The 14,996-nt window shown below is 60.8% G+C and carries 14 protein-coding genes; 6 read left to right on the forward strand and 8 right to left on the reverse strand.

Features of this window, described 5'->3' with window-relative positions; genetic code table 11:
• Nucleotides 1-13 precede the first annotated feature (13 nt).
• Complete coding sequence (locus tag ACN0SW_RS04835) at nucleotides 14-790, forward strand: transglutaminase-like domain-containing protein (RefSeq protein WP_417726778.1); 777 nt, start codon at nucleotides 14-16, stop codon at nucleotides 788-790.
• Between the two features lie 70 nt (nucleotides 791-860).
• Here the strand turns inward: ACN0SW_RS04835 and ACN0SW_RS04840 are convergent, their stop codons facing one another.
• Together ACN0SW_RS04840 and ACN0SW_RS04845 are read right to left on the reverse strand one after the other, a co-directional pair.
• Nucleotides 861-1,580, reverse strand: coding sequence for an SDR family oxidoreductase (locus ACN0SW_RS04840; protein WP_417726779.1), 720 nt, complete (start codon nucleotides 1,578-1,580; stop codon nucleotides 861-863).
• Nucleotides 1,577-3,106 carry an ATP-dependent DNA helicase gene (locus ACN0SW_RS04845; RefSeq protein WP_417726780.1) on the reverse strand — a complete coding sequence of 510 codons (1,530 nt, stop codon included), beginning with the start codon at nucleotides 3,104-3,106 and terminating at the stop codon, nucleotides 1,577-1,579. Before ACN0SW_RS04845 ends, ACN0SW_RS04840 begins: the two co-directional genes overlap by 4 nt.
• A gap of 155 nt (nucleotides 3,107-3,261) precedes the next feature.
• Here ACN0SW_RS04845 and ACN0SW_RS04850 point away from each other — a divergent pair, with 155 nt between their 5' ends.
• Nucleotides 3,262-4,071 carry a division plane positioning ATPase MipZ gene (locus ACN0SW_RS04850; protein ID WP_417726781.1) on the forward strand — a complete coding sequence of 270 codons (810 nt, stop codon included), beginning with the start codon at nucleotides 3,262-3,264 and terminating at the stop codon, nucleotides 4,069-4,071.
• A gap of 15 nt (nucleotides 4,072-4,086) precedes the next feature.
• Here the strand turns inward: ACN0SW_RS04850 and ACN0SW_RS04855 are convergent, their stop codons facing one another.
• Nucleotides 4,087-4,986 (reverse strand): DMT family transporter, encoded by a 900-nt coding sequence (locus ACN0SW_RS04855; RefSeq protein ID WP_417726782.1) that lies wholly within the window; start codon nucleotides 4,984-4,986, stop codon nucleotides 4,087-4,089.
• Nucleotides 4,987-5,094: 108 nt separating this feature from the next.
• Between ACN0SW_RS04855 and ACN0SW_RS04860 the strand changes: the two genes are divergently transcribed.
• The 3 genes from ACN0SW_RS04860 to parE all read left to right on the forward strand — a co-directional run bounded on the left by ACN0SW_RS04860 (nucleotide 5,095) and on the right by parE (nucleotide 8,845).
• Entirely contained in the window at nucleotides 5,095-5,865 is a 771-nt protein-coding gene (locus ACN0SW_RS04860) for an aldolase/citrate lyase family protein (protein ID WP_417726783.1), read from the forward strand.
• The gene (locus ACN0SW_RS04865) at nucleotides 5,858-6,793 is read left to right on the forward strand and encodes a glucokinase (protein WP_417726784.1); all 936 of its coding nucleotides are present in this window, start codon (nucleotides 5,858-5,860) and stop codon (nucleotides 6,791-6,793) included. Before ACN0SW_RS04860 ends, ACN0SW_RS04865 begins: the two co-directional genes overlap by 8 nt.
• Before the next feature lie 96 nt (nucleotides 6,794-6,889).
• Nucleotides 6,890-8,845 carry a DNA topoisomerase IV subunit B gene (gene parE / locus ACN0SW_RS04870; protein ID WP_417726785.1) on the forward strand — a complete coding sequence of 652 codons (1,956 nt, stop codon included), beginning with the start codon at nucleotides 6,890-6,892 and terminating at the stop codon, nucleotides 8,843-8,845.
• A 5-nt stretch (nucleotides 8,846-8,850) separates the two neighbouring features.
• Here parE and ACN0SW_RS04875 read toward each other — a convergent pair whose 3' ends face one another.
• Nucleotides 8,851-9,909, reverse strand: a complete 1,059-nt coding sequence (locus tag ACN0SW_RS04875) for a helix-turn-helix domain-containing protein (RefSeq protein WP_417726786.1) — start codon at nucleotides 9,907-9,909, stop codon at nucleotides 8,851-8,853.
• 417 nt (nucleotides 9,910-10,326) lie between these two features.
• Between ACN0SW_RS04875 and ACN0SW_RS04880 the strand changes: the two genes are divergently transcribed.
• Nucleotides 10,327-10,458: a hypothetical protein gene (locus tag ACN0SW_RS04880; RefSeq protein WP_008281428.1), complete on the forward strand. Its 132-nt coding sequence runs from the start codon at nucleotides 10,327-10,329 to the stop codon at nucleotides 10,456-10,458.
• A gap of 64 nt (nucleotides 10,459-10,522) precedes the next feature.
• Here the strand turns inward: ACN0SW_RS04880 and ACN0SW_RS04885 are convergent, their stop codons facing one another.
• The 4 genes from ACN0SW_RS04885 to ACN0SW_RS04900 form a co-directional block, all read right to left on the reverse strand.
• Nucleotides 10,523-10,768, reverse strand: a complete 246-nt coding sequence (locus ACN0SW_RS04885) for a type II toxin-antitoxin system Phd/YefM family antitoxin (protein ID WP_417726787.1) — start codon at nucleotides 10,766-10,768, stop codon at nucleotides 10,523-10,525.
• Between the two features lie 145 nt (nucleotides 10,769-10,913).
• Nucleotides 10,914-11,360, reverse strand: a complete 447-nt coding sequence (locus tag ACN0SW_RS04890; protein ID WP_417726788.1) for a YtoQ family protein — start codon at nucleotides 11,358-11,360, stop codon at nucleotides 10,914-10,916.
• A 17-nt stretch (nucleotides 11,361-11,377) separates the two neighbouring features.
• Nucleotides 11,378-13,777 carry a phenylalanine--tRNA ligase subunit beta gene (gene pheT, locus ACN0SW_RS04895; RefSeq protein WP_417726789.1) on the reverse strand — a complete coding sequence of 800 codons (2,400 nt, stop codon included), beginning with the start codon at nucleotides 13,775-13,777 and terminating at the stop codon, nucleotides 11,378-11,380.
• A gap of 111 nt (nucleotides 13,778-13,888) precedes the next feature.
• Complete coding sequence (locus ACN0SW_RS04900; RefSeq protein ID WP_417726790.1) at nucleotides 13,889-14,905, reverse strand: D-cysteine desulfhydrase; 1,017 nt, start codon at nucleotides 14,903-14,905, stop codon at nucleotides 13,889-13,891.
• Nucleotides 14,906-14,996 lie beyond the last annotated feature (91 nt).

Raw genomic sequence — 14,996 nt, forward strand, 5'->3', positions numbered from 1 at the left:
GAACTGAGAGCCTATGCGCCTGCACATCGACGTGACCATGGATTATCAATTGACGGGGCATGACACCGTGCTTCTGACGCTTGAGGCGGCCCAGACCGACGGGCAAACCGTGATCGAGAGCACGCTCGATGTCGCGGGCGCGGATCTGCGCTGGATTGACGTCAAAGGGATGCCCGGCCGACGGGTCTGGGCGCATGTGACCAGTGACAGGATGCAGCTTCAATATCGCGCGCTGGTCGAGGTGACGCGGACAACCGCCGTGCTGGAATCGCTTGCCGCGACGCCGATGCGCGACCTGCCCGGCGATGTGGTCAGCTATCTGCGCCCCTCGCGGTTCTGCCAGTCCGATCTTTTGACCGAATTCGCAACGCAGCAGTTTCGCGGCCTCGAGGGCGGCGCGCGGATCGCGGCTATTCTGGACTGGGCCAGATCCGAGATCGCCTATGTGCCCGGCTCATCGACCGCCACCACCTCTGCGGTGGACAGTTTCATCGCCCGCAAGGGCGTGTGCCGCGACTATGCCCATCTGGTGTGCAGTTTGGCCCGCGCGGGCAATATCCCGGCGCGCTACACCTCTGCTTACGGTGCCGAGGTGAACCCGCCGGATTTTCACGCGGTGGCCGAGGTCTGGCTAGAGGGGGCGTGGCACCTTGTCGATGCCACCGGCATGTGCCGCGCCGCTGATCTGGTGGTGATCGGCTCTGGTCGGGATGCCAGCGATGTGGCCTTTATGGAAACCGAAGACTGGGCGCGCCCGCTCTGGCAAAAGGTCGATGTGCGGCGGGTCTAGAGCAATTTCAGCAACAGGTGATAGACTTTTTCAGTCCGAAACTGCGCCAAAGCGCTCTGACCCTCTGCGCTCAGCCGCGCCCGATATAGGGCATTTTCGTCGCCATCAGCGTCATGAACTGCACATTGGCCTCAAGCGGCAGATCCGCCATGTGCAGCACCGATGCGCCCACATGCTCGACGTCCATCGTGGGGGGCGGGGCATCAGGATTGGCGGCAATGATCCCTTCCAGCAATTCGGTCCGGGCATTGCCGATGTCGATCTGACTGCACGCGATGTCATAGGGGCGACCATCAAGGCTCAGCGTCTTGGTCAATCCGGTGATCGCGTGTTTGGTGGCGGTATAGGCCACCGATCCGGGGCGCGGCGCATACGCAGAGATCGAGCCGTTGTTGATGATCCGCCCGCCCATCGGGGATTGATTGCGCATCTGGGCGAATGCCGCGCGGGCGCACAGGAACATGCCATGCAGGTTTACATCGACCACCTGCCGCCATTCCTCATAGCTCAGCTCGTCGATCGTCGTGGCGCGACCAAAACTGCCCGCGTTGTTGAACAGCACATCCAGCCGCCCGGCGCGCGCAATGAAATCCTCGAACACCCGCACCACATCGCCGGGGTCGGTCACATCACCGGGCAGGATCACGGCATTGTCGTGCCCTTTGGCCACCTTCTCCAGCGCCTCGGCCCGCCGCGCCATCAGCCCCACATGCCAGCCCGCCTCTAGAAAGCTCCGCGCACAGGCGGCCCCGATACCGGCACTTGCACCGGTGATAAGTACGCTTCTCATATGCCTTCCTCCTGTTCCAACCGCAGGGGCACGGGCCCGCTGCGCAAATCATCCACAGTCAAGGGCGCGGTAGGCTTGGACAGCCGGTTGCGCACGATCCAGTGCAAACGCTCTTCGGCGCGGGTAATCGCCACATAGGCCAGCCGCTTCCAGAGCGGTTGCCCCGCCTCGGATCGCCCCATCCGGGCGGCGGCATAGATATCCGGGGCAAACACCTGCACATCCCGCCATTGGCTGCCTTGCGCCTTGTGAATGGTGACCGCCGCGCCATGCAGGAACGTCGCGCCCATGGTCGCGGCATAGGGGATGAACGGCTCTTCTTCATCCGGCTTCTCGATCTTGACGATCGAGGCTGCTGAAATCTGCGGGTCCTCCGCCCCGATCACATGCAAACGCGAAAAGCCGGGGCGCTTTCCCGGCCCGAGATACACCACCTGCGCACCCTTGATCAGCCCGCGCGCCTCCAGATCCAGCCGCTTTTTGCGATGCTTGAGCGGCAATTCAATCCCGTCACAGACCAGCGGCTCTCCGGGCAACAGCGCGGTTTCGGGCGCGCCATGCACCGCGCGAAACGCATTGATAAGCCGGATGCGCGTGGCATTGCGCCAGACAAGCACCGGCGAGCGCGCCATCAGATCGACCTCGACCCGTTCGGCCCAGCGCACGCGCGCGTCCCGCCGGGCGGCCTCCTCAATCATCCGCTCGAAATGATGGAACTCCACCGCAGGATCGGCCAGCGCATGCGCCAGATCAAGGATCGGGTTATCGGCGTCCTGCCGGTGAATTCGGTTCAGTTCCAGCCGCGCCGGCGCGGGCAGGGTTTCAAACACCATACCGCCGGTGGATTTCACCGGCGGCAACTGCGCCGGATCACCAAACAGCAGCAGGGTCGGGAAAATCTCTTGCAGGTCCTCGAATTGCTGCGCATCCAGCATGCTCGCTTCATCGACAAACCCGATATCGAGCGGCTCTTCGCGGCGCTTCCAGCCGGTGATGAAATCCGACCCGCGCAGGCCAGCCGCCGCGAGCGCGCCGGGAATGGATTTGTTGCTCTGGTAGAACGCAAACGCCCGGTCGAGCGCCAGATCGGTCAACCCTTCGATCTCTGGCCGCTCGCCTTGGCCCGCCAGCCATTCGGCGATCTTCTCATATTCCGGGTGATAGACGGGGGTATAGAGAATGCGGTGAATGGTGGTGGCGGGCACACCGCGCATGCGCAGCACGCTTGCCGCCTTGTTGGTCGGTGCAAGGATGGCCAGCGTGCGCTTGTCGCGGCGCTTGCGGCTTTCGTAATCGCCCGAGACGATATCGACGCCCGCCTCATCCAGCGCATGATAGAGCGCGGCCAGAAGCAGTGTCTTGCCGGATCCGGCCTTGCCGGTCACGGCCATCACGGCGCCCTTGCCCTCGCGCGGCGGGGTCAGCACCCCAGAGTCGAGATCAACCCCAACCCCGCGCAGAGCCTCGGCAATGCGGTCATGCGCCTCGGCCTGATCCGGCGAATATGTCAGTGCAGTTTGCGTCATGGCGCGACCCTAACGTCGCGACGAACGAGGTGCCAGCGCCAAAGGCGCTTGACCAGCCGGGGCACCCTTCCCTATTGCAGCGCAGGTGGTTACTGTCAGGCAAAAAGACCGGGGGCGGCAGCGATGCGCACCTCGCGACCAAGGGGAAATGGACAATGGCGCATATCATCGTCGTCGGCAACGAAAAGGGCGGCGCGGGCAAATCCACCGTGTCGATGCATGTGGCGACGGCTCTGGCTCGGATGGGCCATAAAACCAGCGCGCTGGATCTGGATTTGCGGCAAAAAACCTTTGGCCGCTACGCCGAAAACCGTGCAAAATTCATGGAAAAATCCGGCCTCGATCTGCCCAGCCCACGCTATCACGAATTGCCAGAGGTAGCGGCCGATCAGCTCAAGCCGGGCGAGAATGTCTATGACCGGCGGCTCTCGGCAGCTGTGGCAGAGCTTGAGGCAGACAGCGATTTCATCGTGATCGACTGCCCCGGATCGCACACACGCCTGAGCCAGGTGGCGCATAGCCTGGCCGATACGCTGATCACGCCGCTCAATGACAGCTTTATCGACTTTGACCTGCTGGCCCGGATCGACAGTGACGGCAAAAAGATCCTCGGCCCCTCGGTCTATTCCGAAATGGTCTGGAGCGCGCGACAATTGCGGGCACAGGCCGGGCTGCGGGCGATTGATTGGGTCGTGGTGCGCAACCGTCTGGGCGCACAGCAGATGGTCAACAAGAAAAAGATGGGCGATGCCGTCGACAACCTCGCCAAGCGGATCGGCTTTCGCGTCGCCCCCGGCTTTAACGAGCGGGTGATCTTTCGCGAACTGTTCCCGCGTGGCCTGACCTTGCTCGACCTCAAGGATATCGGGGTCAAGGGGCTCAATATCTCGAACATCGCCGCGCGTCAGGAATTGCGCGATCTGATCAAGGCGCTCAATCTGCCGGGGGTCACCGCCAGTTTCTGAGCTGCACCACGCCCGTCAGACCGGCGGCCCGGTGCGCGGCTGTGGCCGGTTGCGCAACCGTCTGTTGCGCGACAGCGCCCAGATATTCGACGCAAAAAGCGCACCAATCACCACCGCCCCGCCAATGATCGCCCACCCCCCCGGATTCTCGCCCACCACGGCCCAGACCAGCAGGGGCGCAAGCACGGATTCCAGCAAGATAAGCAGCGCCACCTCCGCCGAGGCGATATAGCGCGGCCCAAGCGTGAGCAGACAGGTCGACACACTGATAAACGCGCCATGCGCGAGGATCAGCGGCCAGTTGCCCTGCCAGACCGCCATGGGCTGCGCCACCGGCCAGATCGCCAGTGACGCCCCCAGAAACGCCAGCGGAATGGCCGGGATCATCGACACGGCGCGCAATTGCCGCGCCGTGGTCATAGCGCCCGCAAAACTCGCCGAAACCCCGAGCGCGATCAGATCGCCGTGCCAATGCGCGCCATGTGTCTCGCCTGATCCCCAAGCAATCACGCCCAGCCCTGCGAACACCCCCAGCATCGTCAGGATCATCCGCTGGCTGATCACCTCACCCAGAAAGACGCGGCTGAAAATCGCGGCAAAGACCGGCATGGAGGCAAGGATAAACACCACATTGGCCACGCTGGTCAGACTGACGGCAAAGACAAAGCCCGGCGCGGTAATGGCAATCAGAAAGGTATAGAGCCCGCCATGCCTGCCGGTCTGCACCACGTCGCGGACCCCGCGCAGCCCCTGAAACGCCAACACCCCGGTCAGGATCACAGACCCCGCCGTGATCCCGCGCCAAAACGCGATGCTCGCCGCATCCCCGTCGATCAGCCGCACAAAAAGCGAATCCGGCACGACGAAAAGCACACCGAACGCGGTAATGATCAAACCTTTGAGATGCTCATTCATCGTGCAATCTCTGCTGGGAACAGACGCCAAAGTAAACCCCTCACCCAGCCTCTCGCCAAAGGCGCCGGGCGCGGTCTATGGTGGCGCACCATGCCAGAGGAGAGAGCAATGCCAGCCCCCGAAAACCGTTTCAAATCCGCCCTGCGGCGCGGAACGCGCCTGATTGGCTGCTGGGCCGGGTTTGCCGATCCCTATGCCACCGAAATCCTCGCCAGCGCCGGCTTTGACTGGCTGGTGATTGACGGGGAACATGCGCCCAACGATCTGCGCACGATCTCGGCGCAACTGGCGATGCTGACCGGGCGCGAGAGCCAGCCAGTGGTGCGCCTGCCCATGGGCGAGGCTTGGGCGATCAAACAGGTTCTGGACGCAGGCGCCCAGAGCCTGATCATCCCCATGGTCGAGAGCGCCGATCAGGCCCGAAACCTTGTGCGTGCCACCCGCTACCCCCCTGAGGGAATCCGAGGCTCCGGCGCCGCCCTCGCGCGCGCGTCCGAGTTCTCGCGCATCCGCGATTACATCCCCACCGCCAATGCCCAGATCTGCCTGATCGTGCAGGTCGAGAGCATGGCCGGAATTGAGGCACTGGATGATATTTTGGCAGTCAAGGGCGTGGATGGTGTCTTTATCGGCCCCTCCGATCTGGCGGTCGATATGGGCTTTGTCGGCGATAGCCATGCCCCCGAGGTGCAAGAGGTCATTCGCGGCGCTCTGGCCCGCATCGCGGCGTCAGACAAGGCGGCGGGCATTCTGGCGCTCGATCACGACACGGCGCAACACTACGCGGACTGGGGCGCACAGTTTCTCGCCGTGGGCATCGACGTGGTGATGCTGGCGCAGACGGCGCGCGCCACGGTTGCGAAATGGCGCGATGGCTGATCTCTGGCTCATGGCCGATGTTGGCGGCACCTCTACGCGGGTCGGGCTGGCGCGCGGCGGGCAACTTGATCCGCTGAGCACGCAAAGCTTTCGCAATGCCGATTTCTCGGGGCTGGCCGATATTCTTGATACCTACCTGAACCGGCATCCATTCCTGCCAAGCGCGCTGTGCGCCGGGGTTGCGGGGCCGGTGCGGGACGGCACCGCGCAACTCACCAATCTCGACTGGTTCTTCGACAGCGCCGACCTGTCACGCGTCACCGGTGCGGCAGAGGTGCATCTGATCAACGATCTGGCGGCGCAGGGCTATGCGCTGGGTGATCTCGATCCGGCAAATATCACGCCTCTGATCAACGGGGCGACGCCACCACCTGAGGCCGCGCGCATGGTCATGGGCCTTGGCACCGGCAGCAATATCGCCGTGGTGCATCGCACGCCGCAGGGCCTGTTCGTGCCCCCCGCCGAGGCTGGCCACAGCAGCCTGCCGCAATGTGATGGCAGCATCGGTGTCCTGATCGCGGGCCTTGCGGGCAAGGATGCGCATCGCCCGCTAGAGGCGCTGCTTTCGGGGCCGGGCCTCACGCGGATCCATGCCCACCTGAGCGGTGACACCCTGACCCCGGCCCAGATCATCGCGGCGCATCTGGCAGGCGACGCCGGGGCCTGCGCCAGCCTCACGGCATTTGCGCGGCTCTTGGGTACCGTGCTTGGCAATCTGGCGCTCAATCACCTGCCGATGGGCGGGATTTACCTGATCGGCGGCACCGCACGGGCCGTCGCACCGTTCCTTCTGCCCTTGGGTTTTTACGAAAGCTTTACCGCCAAAGGGCCCTACAGCCATATCATGCAGGAAATACCAGTATCCCTCATTGCCGACGATAACGCCGCCTTACGAGGCTGCGCTCGCTATCTCAGGCAACAAGCATAGCAGTGACCGCCGCGCAGCCTCATTGCGCGCAGAGACTTCCCCCGCCCTGCTGGCTCTGCCATAATGCCCCCCAACCAACAAAAAAAGAGCAGCGGCATGAACGATCTTCTCTCGCCCACCCCGAAATCCGATTACGATGCCTCCTCCATTCAGGTGCTCGAGGATATGGAGCATGTCCGCCTGCGCCCCGGCATGTATATCGGCGGCAAGGATGATCGCGCCCTGCACCACATGGTGGCCGAGATCATCGACAACTCGATGGATGAGGCGGTCGCAGGCCATGCCACATGGATCGAAGTGGAACTGCACGCCAACGGCCATGTCAGCGTGCGCGACAACGGGCGCGGCATTCCGGTCGATCCCCACCCCAAAGACCCCAAGAAATCCGCGTTAGAGATCATCTTTTGCACCCTGAACGCAGGCGGCAAATTCTCAGGCGACAGCTATCAGACCTCGGGCGGTCTGCACGGCGTCGGCTCGTCGGTTGTCAACGCGCTCTCGGACCATCTCCGGGTCGAGGTGGCGCGCAACCGCGAGCTTTACATGATGGAGTTTTCGCGCGGCATCCCACAGGCCCCCTTGGCCAAGATCGGCGCCGCCCCCAACCGGCGCGGCACCTCCGTCACCTTTCACCCCGATCCCGAAATCTTTGGCTCTCTGACGCTGAAACCGGCCCGGCTGTTCAAGATGGCGCGCTCCAAGGCCTATCTCTTTTCCGGCGTCGAAATCCGCTGGAAAACCGAGATCACCGATGGCGACACCCCCACCGAGGCCACCTTCAAATTCCCCGGCGGTCTCGCGGATTATCTGGGCGAGACCTTGGGCGGCAGCACCACCTATGCCGAGCGTCCCTTTGCCGGCACGGTCGATTTCCGCGACAAATACAACGTGCCGGGCAAGGTGGAATGGGCGATCAACTGGACGCCCGCGCGCGACGGCTTCATCCAATCCTATTGCAACACCGTGCCCACCCCCGAGGGCGGCACCCATGAGGCCGGGTTCTGGGCTGCGATCCTCAAGGGGATCAAGGCCTACGGTGAGCTCGCCAACAACCGCAAGGCCGCGCAGATCACCCGCGAGGACCTGCTCGCAGGCGGTTGCGCGCTGGTATCATGCTTTATCCGAGAGCCGGAATTCGTCGGCCAGACCAAAGACCGCCTCGCCACCACCGACGCCGCGCGCATGGTCGAAGGCGCTGTGCGCGACCACTTCGACAACTGGCTGGCGGCCGATACCAAATCGGCGGGCGCGATCCTTGATTTTCTGGTGCTGCGCGCCGAAGAACGCCTGCGCCGCCGCCAGGAAAAAGAAACCCAGCGCAAGACCGCGACCAAGAAACTGCGCCTGCCCGGCAAGCTGGTGGATTGCTCCTCCTCCACCCGCGACGGCACCGAACTCTTCATCGTCGAAGGCGACTCTGCGGGCGGTTCGGCCAAGATGGGCCGGGACCGCAAGACGCAGGCGCTCTTGCCCCTGCGCGGCAAGATTTTGAACGTGCTGGGCGCCGCCTCGTCCAAGCTGGGCAGCAATCAGGAAATCAACGATCTGACACAGGCGCTGGGCGTCGCACTGGGCACGAAATTCAACCTCGACGACCTGCGCTATGACAAGGTCATCATCATGACCGACGCCGATGTTGACGGCGCGCATATCGCGGCGCTCCTGATGACGTTCTTCTTCACACAAATGCGCCCGATGATTGACGCGGGCCATCTCTATCTGGCCTGCCCGCCGCTCTATCGCCTGACCCAAGGGTCAAAACGCGTCTACTGTCTGGATGAGGCCGAGCGCGATGTCTGGCTGGCCAAGGGTCTGGGCGGCAAAGGCAAGATCGACGTCAGCCGGTTCAAGGGTCTGGGTGAAATGGACGCCAAGGACCTCAAAGAGACCACGATGGACCCGAAATCCCGCAAACTTATCCGCGTCACCATCGACGAGGACGAACCGGGCCAGACCGGCGATCTGGTCGAGCGCCTGATGGGCAAAAAGCCGGAACTGCGGTTCCAGTATATCTCCGAGAACGCGCGGTTCGTGGAGGAGTTGGATGTTTGAGGGGGCTAACTGATTAAAAGGGCATGCATCCCGGTTTCGAATATCCGGTTTTGTGCCTCCTTGTCAGTCTCCACGTCAAGCTGTTCTACATTCCAAAGTGTACGCACTGTAGTACTACTTAGGATTGGAAGATCAAAGTATCCTCGGCGGTTTGGCGACATTATGTGTTTTGAATAGTCGGTGCCATCACGTGTAGCCAAATGCTTTTGCATTGCTAAGCGCAGCGTATCTTCTTCGTAAAAATATACCCTGCCGCCTTTATATGGTGCCCAATCAGGCCGGATAGCGTGTTTTTTGCCATTGTCGAAGCTGGCGAAGTCAACGCTCCCGATCTTTGTGGAATAATAATGAAACGTGATTTCGCAGAACCAACTTCCGTCCGGCAAATAATGTCCGACCTCGCCCCTTAGCCATTCTTCATCAAGCCTGTCAGACTTATCCTTGAACTCGTAGGTGAATTCAGGAAATTGTTCATGAAATAATGTGTTCGCTTCTTGTGTTTGCCATCTCTCAGCCTCGGCCAATAAGAATGCCAGACGCTTATGGGGAGGTAAATTGAGACCAAATCTTTCTTGAAACATAACTTCTAATTCGTCAGAAGTCGCACTTCTATCAATCGGCGTGTTTACATCCTCACGCCTTGTGTAAATTGAAGGATAAACTGTCTTTCCCTTATGTTGATACTTCTCCAGCAAACGATACGGTTTGTGTGGCAAGTCTGCTATGGTTAGTATGTCGATATCTTTCCCGTTTAAATCAATCGATTGTATCTTAACATCTGGAGTCCTGTGGGCCTCAAATTTCCCCGCAATATCGCGGAGAAAAGACACTAAGTCAGCTTGAGTTCGCCTAGATTGCTCTTGAACGCCTACGACTTCAAAACTTCCATCTTGAATTCCATATATTAGGTACCGATCACCATCGAATTCTGCGTTCGCTAAACAGAGAATGTCATGAATAAGCAAAGCATTATTCTCATGATGCGTTCTCTTGAAGTCCCAATTAACGCCCTCGCGGAAACGAGACATGAACTCCACCACTAAATTTCTTAGTTGTTCAGTCATCTAAACCACGCAAATTACTCACTATCAGAATGACAATCGAAAGTTAGGTTGACAAGCTATCAAAGTATGGACCCCGCGCGAATAGCACCGAAGGTGCCGCGCGGATCGCCGGGCCGCCCCCCGGCCTGGCGATTTTGAGGGCTTGCACTCCGTCTCAGGGTCACACGGATTTTGCAGGCATAAACCGGCAGCCACCGCCGTAGCCTCGCCAGACCGCGGCCCAACGATCCGCGCTGCCCCATCACCCCTCTTGTCGCCACCCCTCGGCCCGCTTATCTTCCATGATGCAGCACCGGCCCCGCGCCGTGCCTGCTGCGCCCGAGGGTTCATCGCCCTGACCCTGTCAGGCCCCCTGATCCCCTGAGCACGACCCGGCCCGGCACCCCGCCCGACCGGGATCTTTCAGGAGACGATCCCATGTCCAAAGGCAAAAGCCAGAGTAACCGCGAGGCCAAGAAGCCCAAGAAGGAAAAGCCCAAGGTTCTCGCGACCGCGAATTCCAACAGCGGCAAGAATGCCACCGTGATTGCCGGCAAAGCCGTCAAGTGACGCCCTAGGGCTCGCCCAACAGCATTTGCAGGGTGGCGGCGTCCCGCCATCCGGCACCGGCTGCTCAGCCCGGCCGCATCCGCGCCTTCATCACCCTGAGGCGTTCCATTGCCTCTTGGTGGCGATGTTCCATCAGCCGCTCATTGCGCCCCGCCGCATCCTCCAGCGCGTTGAAATCCTCGCGGCACACCAGCGCCGCCACCTCTTTGCCGTGCCGATAGATCAGCACCCGCTCGCCCGTCGTCATGACGTGGTCCAGATAGCTGCGAAAATGCTCACGGAATTTTCGGGTATTGGCGGTGATGAACATCGGCGGTCTCCGAGGCATTGCGGGCTGGGATCACCCTGCCTCAGCCCCGGTTAACGCCCGGTTGACGCCCCGCACGCGGGTCTCTCGCGCCACCTTGGGGCCTGCGTACACAAACCGCGTACGCAGTGGACACTTTGTACACAAATCAGCCCGGCAGTTTACCGGTCAGAACATACTTCAGAATTTCGACAACCTGCGCCGGTTCGCGTGCCACGGCGAGGGCTGCGGCATCCACTTCCTTCAGGGCATGGTCATGTTCGGGCCTTTGCAGGATGATCAGCGATTTGCCCAGCGCCGCCGCATAGCCCGCATCGAATGCAGCATTCCACTGTTTGTAGTGTTCACCAAAGCGCACAACCACAACATCTGCGTCGGTAATCCCCTTGCGGGTGCGGATCGCATTGACCATGGCCCCCTTGTGATCGTGCCAATATTTGTTCGGCTCTTCCCCAAGGATCGCCACGCCGCAATCATCGCTCGCCGCATGGTCCGTCACCGGACCCGAAAACTTCACATCAAGCCCTTGAGATCCCTCAACAATCTGATCCCGCCAGTCGGTGTGAATTTCCCCCGACAGATATACCGTCAGCATGGTTCCCTCCTCTCGTCTCAGCCCCGCAGCACCCCGCCGGTGGCCTTGGTTACTTTCTCGATGATTTTGGCCGAAACAGTCTCTATATCGGCCTCAGTCAGAGTTTTATCGCGTGGCTGCAACCGCACCGTCAGGGCCAGAGATTTCTTGCCCTCACCCAGAGTCCCGCCGATAAACTCATCGAAGATCCGTACATCTTCGATCAGCACCTTATCCGCGCCTGCGGCCGCATTGATCAAGGTCAGCGCCTCGATCTGGCTATCAACGACAAAGGCAAAATCCCGTTCAACCGCCTGCAAGTCACTGATATTCAAGGCACCTCTGCTTGCCGAGGTCTTACGCGGCAAGGGGATTTCGGCAGGGTAAATGGTAAACCCGACTGCAGACCCCTTGACATCCAGCGCCTGCAAAATGCGCGGATGCACCTCGCCAAAAACCGCCAGTACCTTCTTCGGCCCCAGACAGATCCTCCCATGCCGCCCCGGATGAAACCACGCCGGACCGTCCCTCAGGATCTGCACCTTTGCGGGTGCACCAATCGCTGACAGGATCGCCTCGACATCGGCCTTGGCGTCAAACACATCGACCGCCCGCGCGGCGCCATGCACGTCCCGCGGTCCGGTCCGCCCAACCAGTAGACCCGCTACCTGTAGGTGCTGTTCACCCGGCTCACCCCCATGGAATGCGTGTCCTACCTCAAAAAGCGCCAGATCCATGATGCCCCGCGCCTGATTGCGCGCCGCCGCCTGCAACAGACCGGGCAGCAGATCGGGCCGCATATGGCTCATGTCCGAACTGATCGGATTGGCCAGCATGGTCGCGTCATCGCCACCGCCAAACAGCGCCGCCGCGGCATGGTCGATAAAGCTGTAGGTGACACATTCGTTATAGCCAAGCGCGGCCCCGGTGCGCCGCGCGATCTGTTCGCGCTTTTGCATCGGGCTGAGGATCGGCTTGGGCACCCCCGGCAGGGCACGCGCCATCGGGCGGCCTTTCAGCTTGGTCAGGGATGCGATCCGTGCCACCTCTTCCACCAGATCAGCCTCGCCCAGAATATCCGGACGCCAGCTTGGGACATAGGCCATATTGCCTTCGAGCTTAAAACCAAGCGCCGTAAGCGTCTGACGCTGCTCACTTTCTGGAATATCCATACCGACCAGCGATTGCACCCGCGCCGGGTCAAGCCGATAGGCGCGGCTCACATCCGGCACCTTGCCCGCAACCACGCGGTTAGAGGGAACACCACCGCAGAGGTCAAGGATCATCTGCGTCGCCAGATCCAGCGCTTCCATGTTGAATGCGGGATCAATGCCACGTTCATTGCGATAGCGTGCATCGGAATTGATGCGCAGGGCGCGCCCCGTCGTGGCGATTTGCACCGTGTCCCAGATCGCCGCCTCTAAAAAGACATTCACGGTTTCTTCGGTGCATCCGGTGGCAAGCCCACCCATGATGCCGCCAATGCTCTCAATGCCCGCGTCATCCGAGATCACCACCTGACCGGGGCCAAAGGTATATTCCTTGTCGTCTAGCCCCATCAGGGTCTCGCCACCTTGGGTGCGATGCACCCGCAAATCGCCGCTCACCTTATCGGCGTCGAACACATGCAGGGGACGGTTGCGGTCATAGGTAAAGAAATTGGTAATATCGACGAGAGTCGAAATCGGACGCAGCCCGATTGCCCGCAGCCGCTGCTGCAACCACTCGGGCGAGGGGCCGTTCTTGACGCCCCGGATCAGCCGCCCAGCAAAGACTTCACAGCCATCAATGGCTGTATCCTCATCAATCGTCACGCCGATGGGACAGGAGAATTGCCCTTCAACATCAACGGTCTTGGCAGGTTTCATGGTGCCTATTCCACGCGCCGCCAGATCCAGCGCCGCGCCACGCACCCCCAAGGCATCGGGGCGGTTCGGGGTAATCGCGATCTCGATAACCGGGTCGACCTTGGCCGGGTCATTCTTGGCCAACCAGTCGGTGAACCGCTCTCCTACCTCGCCAGAGGGCAGTTCAATAATGCCGTCATGCTCTTCGCTGAGCTCCATCTCGCGCTCAGAGCACATCATGCCATAGCTCTCGATGCCGCGGATCTTGCCCACGCCAATGGTTGTGTCGATACCCGGCACATAGACGCCCGGCTTGGCGATCACCACGGTGATGCCCTCGCGCGCATTCGGCGCACCGCAGATAATCTGAGTCTCACCATCCGCCGTGGCCACCTGACAGACCCGCAGCCGGTCCGCATCGGGGTGCGGCTCTGCCTTGAGCACCTTGCCGATGGTAAACTCGCGCAGCCGCGCGGATGGGTCGGTGATACCTTCGACCTCCAGCCCGAGATCGGTCAGGGTCTCGGCGATCTCGTCAACCGATGCGGTGGTCTCCAGATGCTCTTTCAGCCAGGACAATGTGAATTTCATGCGTGCTCTTCCGCCTGCAAATATGGGTTACAGAGCGCTTTAACGGATATGTCGCGCATGGAAAACCCCGCATTGCTGCGGGGTTCCGTGTCATTCGAGATTTGAGGCCCTTCAGCTCTTCCAGCGACCCGAGAAATCAAACGCATTGTCATAACCAAAGAGCGCGACAGAGCCGCCGGTGTGCAGGAACACAACGCGCTCACCTTTCTTGAAATGGCCCTTGCGGATCAGGTCGATAAAGCCCGCAGCCCCTTTGGCCGAATAGACCGGATCAAGCAGGATCGCCTCCAATTCGGCAAACATCTGAATGGCCTCGATGCCCGATTCAGTTGGGATACCATAACCTTCGCCGACGTAATCGGTATTGGCGACAACATCCTCACGCTTGACAACACCGGCGCAACCCAGCTTTTCAGCGGTGGCACAGGCGAGGTTATAGACGTTTTCCTCTTGCTTGGGTTTGGGCGCACGCACGCCAATGCCCAACAACGGGATCTGCGCATTCATCGCCTTGAGGCCAGTGATCAACCCTGCCTGCGTTCCGGCGCTGCCCGTGGCATGGACGATGTGATCCACCTTGAGGCCACGATCATTGAACTGCGACAGCATTTCAAAGGCGCAATTCACATAGCCAAGCGCGCCCGTCGGATTCGATCCGCCACCGGGGATGGTATAGACATTGCGCCCCTCAGCGCGAAACTTGTCCGCGACCTTTTCCATTTCCGCATTCATGTCGCCGCCGCCGGGACGTTTTTCGGTCGTGGCACCGTGCATGTGATCCAAAAGGACGTTGCCGCCGTTGTTGTAATTGGCGTTGTTCGATCCGGTTCGGTCCTCAAGCAACAGATGACAATCCATCCCCAGCTTGGCGGCAAAGGCAGCGGTTTGGCGGGCGTGATTGGATTGTGTGGCCCCTTGGGTCATGACCATATCCGCGCCCTGCAATTCGGCCTCAGCCATCAGGAATTCAAGCTTGCGGGTCTTGTTGCCACCGGTGCTGAGGCCCGTGCAATCGTCCCGCTTGATCCAGATTTCGGGTCCGTTCAGCTCTTTGGTCAGGCGGTCCAGACGCTCCAACGGGGTGGGCAGGTGGGCGATAAAGCGACGGGGATAGCGGGCCAGATGCATGGGGATCCTCCATTAACATGCGTTTTTTGCAGGCTAAGGCGGGACATTGTCGCCGTCTAATGCTATTATTGTCATCTATAATGCAAGGATT

The sequence above is a fragment of the Roseovarius sp. genome, from assembly GCF_048262375.1.
Lineage (GTDB): Bacteria > Pseudomonadota > Alphaproteobacteria > Rhodobacterales > Rhodobacteraceae > Roseovarius.